Origin of the sequence: Phormidesmis priestleyi ULC007 (genome assembly GCF_001895925.1) — a bacterium.
Taxonomy (GTDB): Bacteria; Cyanobacteriota; Cyanobacteriia; order Leptolyngbyales; family Leptolyngbyaceae; genus Phormidesmis_A; species Phormidesmis_A priestleyi_A.
Genome location: NZ_MPPI01000039.1, coordinates 1 through 15,976 on the forward strand (window position 1 = coordinate 1; position 15,976 = coordinate 15,976).

17 protein-coding genes and 1 pseudogene are annotated in these 15,976 nt (G+C 46.9%); 9 read left to right on the plus strand and 9 right to left on the minus strand.

From position 1 onward, the window contains the following. Positions 1 to 412, minus strand: a pseudogene (locus BRW63_RS28525) (IS4 family transposase); the annotation flags it as partial. Between the two features lie 101 nt (positions 413 to 513). On the opposite strand from BRW63_RS28525, the gene BRW63_RS21895 reads away from it, so the two are divergent. The 3 genes from BRW63_RS21895 (at position 514) to BRW63_RS21905 (ending at position 2,971) form a co-directional block, all read left to right on the plus strand. After that, positions 514 to 1,470, plus strand: a complete 957-nt coding sequence (locus BRW63_RS21895) for a hypothetical protein (RefSeq protein WP_073074525.1) — start codon at positions 514 to 516, stop codon at positions 1,468 to 1,470. Positions 1,471 to 1,583: 113 nt separating this feature from the next. Beyond that, entirely contained in the window at positions 1,584 to 2,360 is a 777-nt protein-coding gene (locus BRW63_RS21900) for an Rpn family recombination-promoting nuclease/putative transposase (RefSeq protein WP_073074526.1), read from the plus strand. 161 nt (positions 2,361 to 2,521) lie between these two features. Next, on the plus strand, positions 2,522 to 2,971 hold the full coding sequence (locus BRW63_RS21905) for an RpnC/YadD family protein (protein WP_143162102.1): 450 nt from the start codon (positions 2,522 to 2,524) through the stop codon (positions 2,969 to 2,971). A gap of 22 nt (positions 2,972 to 2,993) precedes the next feature. On the opposite strand, the gene BRW63_RS21910 is transcribed toward BRW63_RS21905, so the two are convergent. After that, on the minus strand, positions 2,994 to 3,518 hold the full coding sequence (locus BRW63_RS21910) for a zinc ribbon domain-containing protein (protein ID WP_223257468.1): 525 nt from the start codon (positions 3,516 to 3,518) through the stop codon (positions 2,994 to 2,996). A gap of 179 nt (positions 3,519 to 3,697) precedes the next feature. Here BRW63_RS21910 and BRW63_RS21915 point away from each other — a divergent pair, with 179 nt between their 5' ends. From BRW63_RS21915 to BRW63_RS21925, 3 genes are all read left to right on the plus strand, one after another. Then, positions 3,698 to 5,131 (plus strand): circularly permuted type 2 ATP-grasp protein, encoded by a 1,434-nt coding sequence (locus tag BRW63_RS21915; RefSeq protein ID WP_073074527.1) that lies wholly within the window; start codon positions 3,698 to 3,700, stop codon positions 5,129 to 5,131. Positions 5,132 to 5,141: 10 nt separating this feature from the next. Beyond that, complete coding sequence (locus BRW63_RS21920) at positions 5,142 to 6,098, plus strand: alpha-E domain-containing protein (protein ID WP_073074528.1); 957 nt, start codon at positions 5,142 to 5,144, stop codon at positions 6,096 to 6,098. Positions 6,099 to 6,249: 151 nt separating this feature from the next. Further along, complete coding sequence (locus tag BRW63_RS21925) at positions 6,250 to 7,146, plus strand: transglutaminase family protein (protein WP_262983564.1); 897 nt, start codon at positions 6,250 to 6,252, stop codon at positions 7,144 to 7,146. Here BRW63_RS21925 and BRW63_RS21930 read toward each other — a convergent pair. Then, complete coding sequence (locus BRW63_RS21930) at positions 7,131 to 7,877, minus strand: proteasome-type protease (protein WP_073074530.1); 747 nt, start codon at positions 7,875 to 7,877, stop codon at positions 7,131 to 7,133. The genes BRW63_RS21925 and BRW63_RS21930 overlap by 16 nt on opposite strands. 48 nt (positions 7,878 to 7,925) lie before the next feature. On the opposite strand from BRW63_RS21930, the gene BRW63_RS29675 reads away from it, so the two are divergent. After that, positions 7,926 to 8,051 carry a hypothetical protein gene (locus BRW63_RS29675; protein ID WP_262983565.1) on the plus strand — a complete coding sequence of 42 codons (126 nt, stop codon included), beginning with the start codon at positions 7,926 to 7,928 and terminating at the stop codon, positions 8,049 to 8,051. On the opposite strand, the gene BRW63_RS21935 is transcribed toward BRW63_RS29675, so the two are convergent. Continuing rightward, positions 8,052 to 10,628 (minus strand): ATP-binding protein, encoded by a 2,577-nt coding sequence (locus BRW63_RS21935; protein WP_073074531.1) that lies wholly within the window; start codon positions 10,626 to 10,628, stop codon positions 8,052 to 8,054. A gap of 212 nt (positions 10,629 to 10,840) precedes the next feature. Between BRW63_RS21935 and BRW63_RS21940 the strand changes: the two genes are divergently transcribed. Further along, positions 10,841 to 11,269, plus strand: a complete 429-nt coding sequence (locus BRW63_RS21940) for a hypothetical protein (protein WP_073074532.1) — start codon at positions 10,841 to 10,843, stop codon at positions 11,267 to 11,269. Positions 11,270 to 11,467: 198 nt separating this feature from the next. Here the strand turns inward: BRW63_RS21940 and BRW63_RS21945 are convergent, their stop codons facing one another. Beyond that, positions 11,468 to 12,973, minus strand: coding sequence for a UDP-N-acetylmuramoyl-L-alanyl-D-glutamate--2,6-diaminopimelate ligase (locus BRW63_RS21945; RefSeq protein ID WP_073074533.1), 1,506 nt, complete (start codon positions 12,971 to 12,973; stop codon positions 11,468 to 11,470). 39 nt (positions 12,974 to 13,012) lie between these two features. Further along, the gene (locus BRW63_RS21950) at positions 13,013 to 13,264 is read right to left on the minus strand and encodes a glutaredoxin family protein (protein WP_073074534.1); all 252 of its coding nucleotides are present in this window, start codon (positions 13,262 to 13,264) and stop codon (positions 13,013 to 13,015) included. 101 nt (positions 13,265 to 13,365) lie between these two features. On the opposite strand from BRW63_RS21950, the gene BRW63_RS21955 reads away from it, so the two are divergent. After that, positions 13,366 to 13,800, plus strand: a complete 435-nt coding sequence (locus BRW63_RS21955; RefSeq protein ID WP_073074535.1) for a DUF2294 domain-containing protein — start codon at positions 13,366 to 13,368, stop codon at positions 13,798 to 13,800. On the opposite strand, the gene purU is transcribed toward BRW63_RS21955, so the two are convergent. The 3 genes from purU to BRW63_RS21970 all read right to left on the minus strand — a co-directional run bounded on the left by purU (position 13,797) and on the right by BRW63_RS21970 (position 15,733). Then, on the minus strand, positions 13,797 to 14,654 hold the full coding sequence (gene purU, locus BRW63_RS21960; RefSeq protein ID WP_280523192.1) for a formyltetrahydrofolate deformylase: 858 nt from the start codon (positions 14,652 to 14,654) through the stop codon (positions 13,797 to 13,799). The genes BRW63_RS21955 and purU overlap by 4 nt on opposite strands. A 23-nt stretch (positions 14,655 to 14,677) precedes the next feature. Then, positions 14,678 to 15,337: a DUF4340 domain-containing protein gene (locus BRW63_RS21965; protein WP_073074536.1), complete on the minus strand. Its 660-nt coding sequence runs from the start codon at positions 15,335 to 15,337 to the stop codon at positions 14,678 to 14,680. Positions 15,338 to 15,427: 90 nt separating this feature from the next. Beyond that, positions 15,428 to 15,733: a hypothetical protein gene (locus BRW63_RS21970; protein WP_143162103.1), complete on the minus strand. Its 306-nt coding sequence runs from the start codon at positions 15,731 to 15,733 to the stop codon at positions 15,428 to 15,430. Between the last annotated feature and the right edge of the window lie 243 nt (positions 15,734 to 15,976).

Consider the following 15,976-nt stretch of genomic DNA (forward strand, 5'->3'; position numbering starts at 1 on the left):
GGTAGAGATATTGATCCATCCGCGTGATCTCGCTCGGCATCTCTGCTTGAGCCAGCGTCTGTTGGGCAGACAGGGCGTAAGCGGTTTTGGTTTCCACATCCACCACCCCCACTAACGAGATCTCTAAGCCTTTCTCTACCCGGCTAGCACAACCATTCCAATACCAGTCGATGCCCTCCGTCGCCTTGCCGCTCTTGGGAATAAACGAGCTATCCATCACCAACAGCAACGCCTGTTCTGTCCTAGCTCCAAGGTTGACCAGTTCGACATTGAACGAGGTGAAGTCAAACTCCGCCCCGAAGTGCCGTCGGTACGTCTTCTCATGCAACTCACTATAGCGGCTCAAATTCGTGAAGTTGACCTTGCCGCAGACAATCAGAATCGTTGAAAACAGCGTCACGAAAAAGGTCACTTGCGGTTTGCGAAAACGCCCACTTTGGTCAGTAGGCTCTGTACAATGGCTTCCATAGCTATCTATCCGGTGCGCTTGATTTAGTAGTTGCACCCTATCCGATGGATAGCTTTTCTGTCAAAAATTGTCCGAACTATTGTGTTAATGACAATATTAAAAATCCAGTTCAAGAAGTCGGTCAGATAGATTTTGCAGTTTATAATCTATCTGATAAAGATTTTGATAAAGTTCAGATATCTATTGAATTTAAACAAAAGGGGAAGAGCAAACCTTTGAGAATAATATCTCAAGAAATTCCCACTGAATACAAGGATAGTACTAAATTATCTGCATCACAGTCCCTAGCGAGTAATTCAACTAGGAAATATTTTTACAATATAGATATTCTAAATCGCTCTAGTTTTGAAGAATCATCTAAGCCTAATCATGAGTCCTCGGAATTTACTGCTGCTTTTGGAACTCCAGTAAAGCCCGTATTCAAAGCAACTTACACAATCGTAGGTGAGAGGATATCTAACATTGAGGTCGTTCCAAGTGTAAGACTGAAAGAGGTCAACCTTCGCGAAATTTCATACGATTCTGTCAGAGAGTATGAGATTACTTCTGAAGCAAACTGGTGGAATCTTCTAATGTTGAGATTCCCCATCTTACAGCTCCTTCCTTTTTTGGCACTGTTGTTTTTCTTTTTTTATGCCTACCACTTTATTTTATGTTTGTTCCTAAGAGTTAGAATTTATCGACAAGAAAAGGAACTTGGTAGCCAGTTCACAGAATTCTTTAAGAAATCAAACACCTTGAATCAACTACGTTTAATGTCAGATCCAAAAGACATTGCTCAAGAGTTGACAAAAATTAATAGGCAAATACGAAACCAGGAAATTGATACGGAAATTTTTACAGTTCTAATTGCAGAACTTTCTGAGCCTGAAGCAATAAATAAATTTCAGCAATCTACGGTTTCTGAAATTATTGAGATCTTGCTGAAAATTGATCCTAACCCAATGAAATATCAGCTAAATTTTTGGGAGTGGCTCCGTATGGGGATGCGATTCTACTAGAATGATCCAAAGGAGCAGGAGTTTAATAAACGCACCACAACAATCAGTCATCAAAATTCAGATTTTCACAGAAACAAATTGCTCATGCAGGGCGTACAATTTTACTATTTCTTATGTACGACGATACCTGCCGATTTCTTGCCGAACACTTCTCCTCAGACTTTGCCAGTTGGCTTTTGGGAGAACCTGTCGAAATGACAGAACTCAAGCCCTCTGAACTTTCTCTCGATCCGATTCGCACCGATGCCCTGATTCTGCTGCAGTCAGTTGCTTCTTTTTTACATCTAGAGTTTCAAACCCTGCCTAAAGATAATGTTCCATTCCGAATGCTGGACTACCGTGTGCGTGGGTATCGTAAAGATCCAAGCAAACCGATGCGGCAGGTTGTGATTTACCTGAAGCAAACTGCATCTGAGCGCGTGTATCAAACCAGCTTTGAGATGGAGAACACACGCCACGAGTTCGAGGTGGTGAGAATCTGGGAGCAACCCGCAGCCCTGTTCCTGCAATATTCAGGGCTGATCCCCTTTGCGTCTCTTGGTCAAAGCGCAGACGCAGAGGAAACGTTGCGGCAAGCGGCACAACGGATTAATCAAATTGCAGACTCTGAAGCGCAAGCAAATTTGATAGCAGCATCAGGGATTTTAGCTGGGTTACGATTAGAGGATGAGGTCGTTTATCAAATCCTACGGAGAGACATCATGCAAGAATCTACCGTTTATCGTTCGATTCAGAGAGAGACTCAAGCAGAGAATTCACGAGCGATCGCACTCAATCTTCTGCAAGAAGGTGTACCAATTGAAATTATTGTTCGTAGTACTGGTTTATCGATCCAAGAAGTGCAACAACTTCAGCAACAACTCAACGGTTCCTCACAAGGCGGAAGTTGATCGATGTACGGAGAGTTGATCGTAAGAAACGGCATAACAATCTGCTTGCACCCGACCGTTTAGAGTCTTTTCATTGAGTTCGAGAGGCTATTTGCGGCGGGTGAAGCGAAACGTTATGCACACTTAAAGTCACAGAATGTTCTCGATCGTTTATTTTGGCAGTGCTGCGATCGCATCTAGAAGGGGAATTACGTTACGACTTTGATGTGGTTCGTTTATGGGAGCAACCTGCTTCACTCTTCCTGCAATATCCTGGACTGCTGCCCTTTGCGGCACTGGGACAGAGTGCAGATCCAGCAGAGATGTTGCGCCAAGTGACTCAAGTTGGGGATCAGATTGAAGAACCAACGACGCAAGCTAATCTAATGGCAGCCTCAGCGATTTTGGCTGGGTTAAGATTGGAGGAGGACGTGATTTATCGTTTAGTGCAGAGGGACGTTATGCAAGAATCTGTGATTTACCGTTCAATTCAGAGAGACGAGAAGCAGGCGATCGCACGCAATCTTTTACGAGGAGGCGTGAACATCAATCTCTTTGCGTCTTCAACGGGTTTATCGATCGAGGAAGTTCAACAGCTTCAACAGCAAATGAACGAGTCTGCACAAAGTTAAGCTTTGCCAATCAAACCATTCGTTAATTTGTTGATAACTGAGTGCCGCAGTGAGAGCAGAAGCGATCGCTAACTCTCACAGATTCTCCACACTGAGAACAAAAGCGCTGACCGCTCTGGGGCGTGCCCATCTGCATCTGCATATTGCCCATTTTCATTTCCATCGGCTTCATCGGCTGCATGGGCTGCATGGGCTGCATCGGCTCCATCGGCTTGAATGATGAAGCGATCGCTTCGGTAGGCTGAAGCGACAGCACCTCTGCGCCTGTCATGTCGGGTAAGTGGCTTAACGTGCCGATGCGTTGAGCTTGCAAACTGACAAATGATTGCTTTTGGGCTGACTCGATTTGCAAAATGATTCCGGTGCCCGTGCGAAACACTTTGGGCAAGGTTTGCCATTCTCCCGTTTCAAAGTTGCTCTGCTGACTCTGCTGCTGTCGGGCACTGCCACTCGTCAGCCTGACGATCGTCTGCGTGCCTCGGTTTTCGAGATACAGCCGTTGTCCGGTTCCTAAATCACACTGATAAGCCATAGTCTGATCCTGCATCCTCTCCCTTTTGTTCTATCAATGACTTGGGATGAATGATCGGTCAGCGACTCGATCGCTATATTTCTTCACATGGTTGATCGCGCTGAAGACAAGATTAAGTATTCACGGCTACAGTTTGAAGTCGTGGTCAACTCTATTCATTAAGAAGTTAACGGTCAAACTTTGGGCGCACGGCTGTGAATTTGCATGATTATGAACCCGGAGATTTCTATGATGAACTGTTTATTGAGCAGGGACAGCCTCGCCTAGATGCGATTCCTCTGGTCGATCGGATCAATTCGCTGTCGATGGAAGAGTTGCAGCGACGGCAGCAGTCGGCTCAAATTGCGCTGTTTAAAATGGGTGTCACTTTTAACGTTTATGGCGATACGCAAGGCACCGAGCGCATCTTTCCGTTTGACATCATTCCTCGCATTGTCTCAGCCAACGAATGGGCAAAGCTAGAAAAAGGTTTAAAGCAGCGCATTTATGCCCTCAATCTATTTTTGGCTGACATTTACGACGAGCAAAAAATCATTCGCGATAGTGTAATTCCGGCAGAGCTGATTTATTCGGCAACGGGATTTTTTAAGCAATGTATGGGAGTCAAGCCGCCAGAAGGCATCTGGTGCCATATTACCGGGACGGATTTGGTGCGCGATCGTGCAGGTGAATGGTACGTGCTAGAAGACAATCTGCGCTGCCCGTCAGGAGTCTCTTATGTGCTAGAAAGTCGGCGCGTGATGAAAAGCACTCTGCCGCTCGTCTTTGAGACGATGAATATTCAGCCCGTCGAAGAATACCCCAGCCACTTGCTCGAAACGCTGTTGAATTTGGCTCCTCACCATTTGCCCGACCCTACTGTCGTGCTGCTGACTCCTGGAATCTATAACTCGGCTTATTTTGAGCAGTCGTTTCTTGCCCAGCAAATGGGAGTCGAACTGGTCGAAGGGCGAGATCTGGTGGTGTCAGATGGCTATTTGCAAATGCGAACGACCAAGGGTCTCAAGCGGGTTGATGTGGTCTATCGCCGCATTGATGACGACTTTATCGATCCGTTAGCGTTTCGTGCTGATTCTCTCTTAGGCATTCCTGGGCTGATGGAAGTCTATCGTGCCGGAAGAGTCGGACTGGCTAATGCTCTGGGTACTGGCGTTGCAGACGACAAAGTGATTTATTCTTTTGTCCCGGCGATGATTCGCTACTATTTGGGCGAAGAGCCAATTCTGGCCAATGTGCCCACTTATCTCTGCTGGGAGCCGCAGCAACAGAGCCACGTTTTAGCCAACTTAGATAAGCTGGTGGTCAAATGCGCCAACGAGTCTGGCGGCTATGGAATGTTGATCGGTCCTCACTCAACTCAGGCACAGCGAGACGAATTTGCCGAAAAAATCAAGGCGCAACCCCGCAATTACATTGCTCAACCAACGCTTTCACTGTCTCGCGTGCCTTCGCTGATCGGCGACCAGTTTGAGGGCTGTCACGTCGATTTGCGTCCTTATGTGCTCTACGGTAAAGAGATTTACGTTAATCCGGGTGGGTTGACTCGTGTGGCGCTTAAAAAAGGTTCTCTAGTGGTCAACTCCTCTCAAGGGGGCGGCAGCAAAGATACGTGGGTCATTTGTCAATAAGAAATTCTCTATGCTGAGTCGTGTTGCTGATTCGATTTACTGGCTAAACCGCTACATTGAGCGGGCAGAAAATATTGCTCGATTTATTGATGTCAATTTGAACTTGTTGTTGGATTCTCCGATCGGAGTCACTCAACAATGGGAGCCGCTGGTGCTAACCACCGGAGATTTGCCGCTGTTTAAAGAACGCTATGGCGAGGCGACGGCTGAGAATGTGATCCGATTTCTCACGTTTGACAGCAATTATTCCAATTCGATTTTGTCGTGTTTGAATTCGGCGAGAAACAATGCCCGATCGGTGCGAGAAATCATCTCGTCAGAAATGTGGCAACAGGTAAACGCCTTCTATTTCATGGTCAAAGAAGCCGCTCAAGCAGACTCGCCCGGTCAGTTGCCCGAATTTTTTAGTGAAGTGAAACTCGCGAGTCACTTGTTTGCTGGCATCACTAACGCGACCATGACCCACAATGAAGGATGGCATTTTGGGCAAATTGGCAGACTTTTAGAACGCGCCGACAAAACCAGCCGGATTCTCGACGTGAAATATTTTATTTTGCTGCCATCAGTGAAAGATGTCGGCACCACGCTAGATGACTTGCAGTGGATAGCGTTGTTGAGGTCTGCCAGTGCCTACGAGATGTATCGCAAACAAGGTCTGCATCGCATCACGCCGATGTCGGTCGCCAAGTTTTTAGTCTTAGAGCGAGAATTTCCGCGATCGATGCGGTTTTGCATTCAGCAAGCCGAGCGATCGCTACATGAGATCACGGGCACTCCGATCGGCACTTGGTGTAATCCTGCCGAGCGCACGTTGGGGCGGCTGCGATCGGACTTGGATTATCTGACGATCGATGAGATCGTTCACGTCGGACTGCACGAGTTTCTAGACAGCTTACAGCAGCGGATGAACGAAGTTGGCAAAAATGTTTTCGAGACTTTTTTTGCGTTAGAACCTGCCAATCGATGATTAACTGCGAAGTTTGACGTTGCACAATGAGGAATGAAATCGGCTGTAGGGGTAGCGCCCCCGTGCCTACCCATGACGGAGGGCAACCACGGGGGGATTGCCCCTACCCCAATTATTCCGCTATTCAGCAGTGCCGAATTTTGGATTCTGGTTGTCTGTCAAGATTCAAAATCGCCCAATGTTTTACCAAATCTCACACACCACCACTTACAAATACAGTCAGCCTGTGACGTTGCAGCCGCATCTGGTGCGATTGCGACCCCGATCGAACGGCTGGCAAACCCTCAAATTGTTTTCGCTGCAAGTCACGCCACAGCCGACCGCGCGATCGCAAATCGTGGATCTCGATGGCAACTCGCTGATCAAGCTGTGGTTTGCGCCGCAAAAAACCGAGCAACTGCAAATTCAAGCTCAGTCTCAGGTTGAAACTCACGAATCGAATCCGTTTAACTATTTGATGGAGCCTTGGGCAGCGCGACTGGCGATCGATTATCCCACTTCACTTTTGCTGCAACTTCAGCCTTATCTAACGGGGCAAAACGCCAACTATGCCACCTCGGTTGACCCGATCGCGCTACAACTCGCTCAAGAAATCAGTCACGAAGTTTCAGGCGACACGGTGAACTTTTTAGCAACCCTCAATCAACGCATTTACGAAAGCTGTAAATATCTGGTTCGCGAAACCGGGAAGCCGCTATCACCAGGCATCACCTGGACAGAAAAATTGGGATCTTGTCGAGATCTAACGGTGCTGTTTATCGAAGTGTGTCGCTCGATCGGACTCGCGGCACGGTTTGTCAGTGGCTATCAAGAAGGCGATTTAGATCGAGACGATCGTCATCTTCACGCTTGGGCTGAGGTTTATTTACCGGGCGCGGGGTGGCGAGGCTATGATCCGACGCATGGATTAGCGGTCAGCGATCGTCACGTTGCCCTGGTTGCGAGTGCGGTGTCTGATTATGCGGCTCCTGTCTCCGGCAATTTTAGTCGAGTCGGAGACGTGCAATCCACTATTGACTATCAGATTCAGATTCAAGGACTGTCTTGAGACTGATCCCAATCGATGTTGGGCATCCGTTCAAACGCCTCATTCAGATAGCCCTCCCAAAACTTGCGAATCTGAGCGAGATAAGGCGCACCCCGATCGAGCCGCAATTCATAGCGAATTTTAAAACTATCCGCTTCATACATCACCAGATTAATCGGCGGGCCGACTGAAATATTAGACTTCATGGTTGAATCGATCGACAGCAGCGCACACTTCGCCGCCGCCTCTAATGACGTGTCGAAATTGAGGACACGATCGAGAATCGGCTTGCCATATTTCGCTTCGCCAATCTGCAAAAACGTCGTTTCTTTAGACGCTTGAATGCAGTTGCCCTGACTGTAGAGCATATACAGTTCCGGTTCTTCACCTTGAATCTGTCCGCCCAGCAAAAACGTGCATTTAAAGTCGATGCGATCTTTTTCGAGCCACGATCGATCCCGTTCTTGAATTTGCCGCGTTTTGTCGCCGATGTATTGGGCAACTTCATAGAGACTGGGCAAGGTGTGCAAATTAACCGCTTCCTGAGCTTTAATGTCTCGTTTTAACAGCGTCACAATTGATTGAGTCACCGCCAAATTGCCCGACGTGCAGAGAAGAATGACGCGATCGCCCGGCAGCGAAAAATCAAACAGTTTTTGGTGAGTCGAAACATAATCAACCCCGGCATTTGTGCGCGAGTCGGCAGCCATCACCAAGCCAGCACTAGTTAAAATTCCGAGGCAATAAGTCATAAATAAACTGGGAAACCTACAGCGGTTAGCTATCAAGCAAATCGGGCATTGCAGAATCAAGGTAAAGATAAGCTGCAAGCATTAGCAAACTCCTTGCAAAACCAGCATCAGATTCAGGCTTACGTCATTCCTCAAGACTTAACCGAGCCTGGCTTGTTGAGTGGCGGTAAATGATTACTTCCTTGAAGTTGATGATGAAGACTCGGACAGTCGCTTTTGCAGTTCTGCTTTGTATTCCTGAAGTTGTTTTACATCGGTGGGAGAAGCGTTCTTAATCATTCTATCCACGATTTCAATAGCACTGCTCCAGTCTTTCTTGTCTGTTGCTATTTTTAGGGCAAATCGAAGCTCTTCTTGGTTAGGAATGGATGAGATAGGCGGTAATTCTGTTATTCGCTTTAATGGTTCAACCTGCGGTGTTGGTTTTACTAATTCACTCGGATTTGAATTCGTGTTTCCGTTAGGATTCCGATTATTTCCTGGAGGTAGGTTTTTGGGAGGATTTTTCTGCCCAGATTTGAGCATCCATTGTGGTAGCTGCTCTAAATTCACCTCATTTCCAGCTTTGGGAATCTTAAGTGTCCAGATATTAGCACCTTGTGCAGATAGAGTCATTCTGAACGTACCTGTTGCCCCACTCGTTTTGTCTGTTTTAATTTTGCTTCTCTTGCCATCCAATAGCACTTCGTCTGCACTTGCTCCACCCACTATCAAACCATCTGACATCTTTTCTCCATCAAGTCTGATGAAGCAGCTTCCAGGAGTAGGGTTTTGTGTTTCCATATAAAACCAACCACTCCTTGTATTGAGAGTTCCCAACAGAGTTGCTTTTGCTGGTTTTCCATTCAGTTGATAAGAAATTTCTTCACCTCTGAAAGAGTTGCCATTTTGGGTAATTTGGGCAGATGAACCTCCAGTAATAATGCAAGCGGCTGGAGGTAAAGGATTCGGTTTAGAAATTGGGACAGAATACCCTTGATAGTTATAATCAGGTGTTTTCCACAAACTTAAGAAAATTGCCCCTACTGTACCTATAAGAATTGGGGGAATTAGATGGGATTCTGGGCGCTTCAAACCCAAGAGCAGACCTAAATTATGGCGAGTGACAGCAGCACCATTGCGATCGTCTAACTCTTCCCGTAAAGCAAGTGCCTGAGTCAGGCAAGTATAGGCTATGTCGGTATCACCCAAACAGAGTGCCCGACTGCCCTTTTGATGAAGTGCCCAAGCCTCAGATGCCCGATCCTTTAGGTTTTTTGCAGCCTCTAACTCCCAATTCAAGACCTCTTCCCAGGCACCCCATTGTCCATTCAAGGCAAGCGCCCCCTCTAGTCCGCGACCCATTTGTACAACTTCTTCCCAACGCCCCCCATCAACAGCCGATTCCAAAAGGTTAAAAACTGCATCAGATTCTTTCAGCACAACATCAGGCTGCATTTGATTCTGTTGCATCCAGTCATTGAAATATGTAGTGGCTTTGTCTCGCCAGGGAACTAAGTCCCACTCGGAGCCAAGTGTTTCGCTGTTTTTGAAAACTGCTTTGAGAGGTTCATCTAAACTGTAGCGAGAACCGTCAGATTGAATAAGACCATTTTGGAGCAAGGAGTCTAAGTGATATTTCACCTCAGTAGCTGACAGATCCATTGATGAATTGCCTTTTGGTACAGATGTTGTAGCATCTGATTTAACTTGGGCGACGAGAAGAGTTAAACCTGTTATTCCTAAAACGGCTAAGACTTTCAAAATTCGTCGTGCTGGTTTCGGTAAAGAATTCAGCATTTTTAAGACTGAAGAAGGATCAGAGAATTCTGAGCTTGGTGCATTTGCAATTTCCTCGGCAATCTCTTCCAGTCTTTTGTCATCCTTCCTAGCTTTTCTCACAGCTTCGCGGATTTTTCCAGGATTTCCTTTCAGAAGAATACGCAGTTTTTCAACTGCAAGACGATCCTGATCGCTATCTAAAGGATCTTCTTCGGCAGAGAATTTTCCTGTATTCCATTCTTGTCTTGCTAGTTCCAAAGCTTCATCAGCAGGCATTCCTTCTAAAGGAATGCTTTTGTCACCATCTTTTTCTAAGCAGCGTTTGGGAGAGGCGAGAACAAATTTAGAACCTCTCATATGATCACGTAGAAACAATATGCTCTCTCGTGAAAGTCGAACATCATCCAGTAAAACAAGAGCCTTTTTGCCACCTAATCGGGTTCTGATTTCGGCGTTGGTAAAGTAAGTATGAGATTTGACTCTATAAAAAATGAAAAGAATTGCTTGAAGCAAGTCAGATACAGTTCGATATTTCCCTGCGTCACGAAATACCACCCCATCAGAAAAACTAGTCGTAAGCTCACTGTGATTGGCTAAATGGCGTAGAAGAGTTTCTCTGTCGATTTTAGCTTCTCCATAAAATTCAAGAATTTTTTTGGACTGAAGTTCAGTGATCACTCCCTCAACTTCTTTTCTGCGTCCTACCAAATTGAGGGGAGCTGGCAGGAATCTTTCACGCTCAGTACGAGGGCGATTTCTTAGTCGTTCCTTACTCCAGGCAAGAATTTTAAGTACTTTGCCTCCGTAAGTGATATTGAACTGTATTATAAATTTACCAACAGCTATCTGACCGCTATTGTTGCCCTGATTATTGAGGGTAGTGGAAGACGAAGGAACTTGAGATCGAGGAGATGTTCCTGCTGCTTTAGTAGATTCAGAATTAGCTGATTCAACCTGTCCTTCAGTGTTTGGCTGAGATTCTTGAGTCATAACAACCCTAAGTTTTCTATTCTAGGCAGCAGGATCTCCTCGCATTAGTAACTTTGGATGCACTAGTGAATATCCAAACTTGGGAGGAAACTAATGCTTCACTGGTATCATATCCTAAGCTCTGACGCAAGTAAATTCTTTCATAGTTCATGTGTATTTCTCTAAAGCCAACACTGGCGTTTATTCTGAAAGGTAACTGTTGAGGTTATGTCATGAGTGAGCAAAACCAGTCTGGTAATTCCATCCAAGCTGATATTAAAGGAGATACAAGTGGTCAGATTGCTGTTGGCAGGGGGATAAGTCAAACACAAATCAACTCTACGGCTTCTGTAGACAAGCAATTAACCCAGTCAGATGTCGTCACAGTTCTTGGTGAACTTGATCGAATGATTCGTGACGCTGAGTTACCATCGGATGTTAAAGAGGAATTGACACTTTACCTGGGTGCTGCGAAGAAGGCAGTTGAAAAAGAAGAACCTAAAAAGGTATTAGCCGCAGACAACTTGAAAACTATGGCTGAGACGCTTGAAAACGCTGGCAAGACTGTTGAAGCAGGTAAAAGTCTCTGGGATAAAGTCAAGCCATTTTTGGGGCAAATTTCCGGTTGGTTGGGCGTAGCTAAGGGTTTCTTTTGGTTTTGACCGGGAGAATGTGTTGCTTTATTGCTGACTTGGACAAGCTATCTAGAAGTTGACCCCAGAGAAGTGAACGTTGCTAAATAGCAGAATGATTTGAGTAGGAGTAATCTCCCTGTGGTTTACGGGTAGACACGGGCTGCCCTTGCAGTCCGTTCATCGTTCTGCAACGCCGACTTTTCAAACATTCTTTTAGGGAGGTGCTTAATCAGGCGCAACACGCTTTGTTAGGGCAGATCTGGCTTGTTCTCGATCGTCAAAATGAATTTTTTCAGTGCCCAAAATCTGATAATCTTCGTGTCCTTTGCCTGCAATCAGCACCCCGTCTCCAGGGTTGGCTTGCAAAATTGCGGTGCGAATTGCGGTTGCCCGATCGCTCAACACGATCGGCTGCACAGAGGCAGGAATTCCCGCCACGACATCTTCTAAGATTCTCACTGGGTCTTCAGTTCGAGGGTTATCAGAAGTCACGATCACTCGATCTGCCAGCGTTGCGGCGATGTTGCCCATTAAAGGACGCTTGGTACGATCGCGATCGCCGCCACACCCAAACACACAGATCATTTGCCCTGCAATAAACGGTCTCGCCGCCTTGAGCATATTCTCTAAACTATCGGGAGTATGGGCATAATCTACAATCACGCTGATGTCTTGCCGGGAATTGATGTGAACTTGTTCCATGCGTCCTGGCACCCCTTTAAATTTGGGGAGGGCGTTAACCATCAATTCTAAATCCAGTTCTAAATGCAGCCCGACTGCGATCGCCGCTAGCAGATTTTCTAGATTAAATTGCCCGACCAGTGGCGATCGAAAGGACATATCTCCTTGAGGAGTGTGCAGCATTCCGCTCACGCCATCTGCCCCGTAAGTCAAATCACTCATCCATAAATCGGCTGGCTGCTGCGTGCTGTAGCTCCACACCTGCTGAACAGATTGCTCAATTAATCGCTGTCCGTAGGGATCATCGAGGTTAATTACGGCTCGACCTTTGAGATAGTCGGCGCTAAACAGCAGCGCCTTTGCCGCAAAATAATCGTCCATATCTTTATGGAAGTCGAGATGATCTTGCGTCAGGTTTGTAAACACAGACACCTCAAAGGGGCAGCCCCTCACCCGGCCCTGTGCCAGTGCGTGAGAACTGACTTCCATCACGCCCACTTGACACCCTGCCGCGATCGCCGCCGCAAACTGACGCTGTAAATCGATCGCAAACGGGGTTGTGTGCAGAGCAATCTGCTGAAAGCCTTGCCAACGAGTGTAGAGCGTCCCAAACAGCGCGGCGGGTTGCTGACCTTTCTCTAACAAAAACTCAATTAAATGGGTCGTGGTCGTTTTGCCATTGGTGCCCGTCACTCCCACGAGTTTCAGCTTGCTCGCCGGAAAGTCGTAGAACGCCGCCGCGATCGCCGCACACGCCTGAGTCATATCAGTTGCCGAAATTACCAGCGGGGTCTGAGACTTAAACGCTGGATCGCTGATCGCTTTAGCCGCCGCTTGAGGAGAGACGATCGCCGCGATCGCGCCCGATGCGATCGCGCTTTGCCAAAAGTCTCCCCCATCTACACGAGTTCCAGGCATCCCGATAAACAAGTCTCCAGGCTGACACACGAGCGAGTTGGTCGTCAGTCCTTTAACCTCGGCGCTCAAGGCAGAATGATCGGGCAATGCCTCAATGCCAGGAACCTGTGCCAGTAGATCGATTAACTGCATTTGTTCACTCCTTGCCCCAATAATTTGCGCTTATTTTTATCAAGTTGACGACTCAAACTTCTGTAGCAAGCTTTCTAATTGTTGAACTGTAGCGCGAGGAGAAGGGCGAGGCAAGCGAACAGAATCGGTATAGAGAACTGGAATTTCATATTGATAAGCTTGAAACCAGTCATCGCGGGTCGTGATGTCGCGAATCTCAAGCTCGATCGTCACTGCCCTCACCTCTGCTAGCTTTTCTTGCAAGCCCTCACACAAATGGCATCCAGGTTTGCTATAGAGAACTAATTTCATTATTTGCTTCACCTTCTGATAGAGGAATTGCCGCTCGATCGTCTTTAACGTGTAGTGTCCACCTCACTAAAGTAGGGGAGTTCTACCCCTAATGATTGATCATGCCAGAAGTTACTCCCACGAGCGGACAAATTGAACGATCGCTCTCGCAACGCATTCAAGCAGTTTATAAAGACGAACTAGGAGTGCGCCCTGAGAAAGTAGTCTGTCAGTTTTTTGATCAGAAACTGGCGATCGCTCTCGAAAAAGTCGCGACTCCTTCTGAGCAGCTTTTATTATCAAACGAGCGAGTAGAGTCTGCAAAAGCGCTGCGATCGCATCTAGATATTGCCCTCAAACCTCGCCTGATCGAATTAATCGAAGAAGTTTCGGGTGTTGCCGTCAAAACTCTCCTCAGCGACACTGATCTCACCTACGATGTAGCGGGCATGATTGTCGTTTTAGAAGACGTGCCCCCCGTCCGCAATCTAGAATCGATTCCTAAAGTCAAGAAAGAAAAGATTGCAGAGGTCAATCAGGAAGAATCTACAAGTTAGCCAATCACAACGGTGCGATTTCCGTAGACTAAAACGCGATTTTGCAAGTGCGATCGCACCGCTCTTGCCAACACGACACGCTCTAAATCTTTGCCTTTGCGAATCAGATCATTCACGTCATCTCGATGGCTGACCTGTACTACATCCTGCTCAATAATCGGGCCTTCATCTAAATCTGCCGTCACATAATGAGCCGTTGCGCCAATGATTTTAACGCCTCGCTCATAGGCTCTTTGATAGGGGTTTGCCCCTGCAAATGCGGGTAAAAATGAGTGGTGAATGTTAATGATATTGGGAAATTGAGACACAAATTCCGCACTCAAAACCTGCATATATTTGGCTAACACCACCAGATCAATGTTGTATTGCTGCAAGAGTTTTAGCTGTTTTGCTTCCTGTTGAGGTTTTGTCTCTTTGGTGATCGGGATGTGTCGAAACGCGATGTCAAATTGAGTCGCGATCGCGCTTAAGTTTTCGTGATTGCTAATGATTAACGGAATTTCAGCGTTGAATTCTTTAGCTCGCTGTCGCCAAATTAAATCAAATAAACAATGATCTTGACGGCTCACCCAAACTGCAATCCGAGGCACCGTGTCAGAAAAATGAATTTGCCATTTTGCATTCAGGGGTTGCGCGATCGCGTTAAAGGCAGGCTCAATCACGTCACGGGGAAGATTAAAGCCGTCTAACTGCCACTCAATGCGAACGAGAAACAACCCAGCCAAAAAATCGGTGTGCTGATCGGCGTGAATGATGTTGCCCCCATTTGAGTAAACAAAGTTGGCGATTTTAGCGACTAATCCTTTTTGGTCGGGGCAAGAAAGCAGGAGCGTTGCAGTCGGGCTAGCCAGCATAATTTATGATTCGATGGTCGTAATTATTGTGCCCCCTTCGAGGTTGCATTATTGGTATTTGGGCTACTGGGCGTAGATGACGCTTTAGGGGTTGGGTTGGCTTGTTTCCATTCAGATAGGGGACGATCGATCGCGTTTTGAAAATTGATCGGAACCTGCAACACAGCAAGATCTTGAGAAGAATTTGCGATCGGGTCAGCCAGCGCATATAAAAACTGACGGTTAAAATTCGGTTTGCCCAACAGCAGCCGATGGGTTTGCTGATTGCCGAGCTTTACCTCGATCGTGGCGATTGGGGGATTGAGTCCAAATTCTGCTTGACGGGTGATCGGGGTTAAGAGGGTGCGATCGCTTTTTGCTGTGGCGATCAAATTCAGCAGGAATGCGACAGTTGCCTGATCAGCAGTTGTTTTTTCGGGGGCGATCATTTGCCACGAAGACGTTTTGCCCAGTCCTTTTTGCCCCGCCGGAATCGACATCGGTATCTGCTCAAAACTCAGCGTTTGTTGCGCCGTTTTCACCGTAAATGCCTGAACTTCATCTTCTTTAAACGCAAAAATTGGCTTTGCTTCTGTTTGGGTTGTCTGCGGCTGTGGCTCTTTTCTCAGCTCAGAAAAATAGACATATCCACCCAAAAGCAAGGCACTAAACAGCAAAATTAAAGGAGTTTTTTGAAACTTCATGGAGCCAACGATCGCGATTTAACAGAGTCTGCAAGTAGATCCTAACAGGAGCGCTCGATCGTCCATCATTTAGCGGTCTCGCGATCGCGCTTAACCGACTAACAATTGGCTTGTCTTTTCACGGGTTAGCACCCCCACGATCAACCCTTCTAAGGTCGAATATTCGTCAGAGTTGAGGTTGCCCTGAATATAGTTTGCATAGCAGTGCTTGAGCGCCCATCTGACTGCTTCTAAGTCTGCTCTGGTTTGGGCAGCAAACCGCGCGCTTTCTAACGTCGGATAGGTGTGACGATCGCTCACCGCTAATCGATCGCTTGGCAACCAGCACTGAAACGAGTAGCCCGTTGCTTCTGGCACCAGTTCAACGTGCCAGCCGTGATAGATTTCTTTGCTCATTCGATTAAAACGCTTGACAACTTGATTGACACCCATAAGCAGTGAGCAAAAAAGATGCCTGGGACTAGCTGTCTCTGCAACACCTAGCCCCAGACAGGCGATAACTTCGGTGATTAGCCATTCAGCCCAAAACGAGGGGTTGTCTGAGGCTGAATGGTTTCCCCTTTCCCAGCGACCGAAGCTTTAAATTTGTTGCTCTGACAGTGCCTGATCACAAAGTGTTAGCAAGACAGCCAGACTTCC

What these genes read in the sequence shown, in the direction of transcription:
- BRW63_RS21895 (WP_073074525.1), top strand. Translation starts at nt 514, where the DNA reads ATGGATAGCTTTTCTGTCAAAAATTGTCCGAACTATTGTGTTAATGAC.
- BRW63_RS21900 (WP_073074526.1), top strand. Translation starts at nt 1,584, where the DNA reads ATGTACGACGATACCTGCCGATTTCTTGCCGAACACTTCTCCTCAGAC.
- BRW63_RS21910 (WP_223257468.1), bottom strand. Translation starts at nt 3,518, where the DNA reads ATGCAGGATCAGACTATGGCTTATCAGTGTGATTTAGGAACCGGACAA.
- BRW63_RS21920 (WP_073074528.1), top strand. Translation starts at nt 5,142, where the DNA reads ATGCTGAGTCGTGTTGCTGATTCGATTTACTGGCTAAACCGCTACATT.
- BRW63_RS21930 (WP_073074530.1), bottom strand. Translation starts at nt 7,877, where the DNA reads ATGACTTATTGCCTCGGAATTTTAACTAGTGCTGGCTTGGTGATGGCT.
- BRW63_RS21935 (WP_073074531.1), bottom strand. Translation starts at nt 10,628, where the DNA reads ATGACTCAAGAATCTCAGCCAAACACTGAAGGACAGGTTGAATCAGCT.
- BRW63_RS21940 (WP_073074532.1), top strand. Translation starts at nt 10,841, where the DNA reads ATGAGTGAGCAAAACCAGTCTGGTAATTCCATCCAAGCTGATATTAAA.
- BRW63_RS21945 (WP_073074533.1), bottom strand. Translation starts at nt 12,973, where the DNA reads ATGCAGTTAATCGATCTACTGGCACAGGTTCCTGGCATTGAGGCATTG.
- BRW63_RS21950 (WP_073074534.1), bottom strand. Translation starts at nt 13,264, where the DNA reads ATGAAATTAGTTCTCTATAGCAAACCTGGATGCCATTTGTGTGAGGGC.
- BRW63_RS21955 (WP_073074535.1), top strand. Translation starts at nt 13,366, where the DNA reads ATGCCAGAAGTTACTCCCACGAGCGGACAAATTGAACGATCGCTCTCG.
- purU (WP_280523192.1), bottom strand. Translation starts at nt 14,654, where the DNA reads ATGCTGGCTAGCCCGACTGCAACGCTCCTGCTTTCTTGCCCCGACCAA.
- BRW63_RS21965 (WP_073074536.1), bottom strand. Translation starts at nt 15,337, where the DNA reads ATGAAGTTTCAAAAAACTCCTTTAATTTTGCTGTTTAGTGCCTTGCTT.
- BRW63_RS21970 (WP_143162103.1), bottom strand. Translation starts at nt 15,733, where the DNA reads ATGAGCAAAGAAATCTATCACGGCTGGCACGTTGAACTGGTGCCAGAA.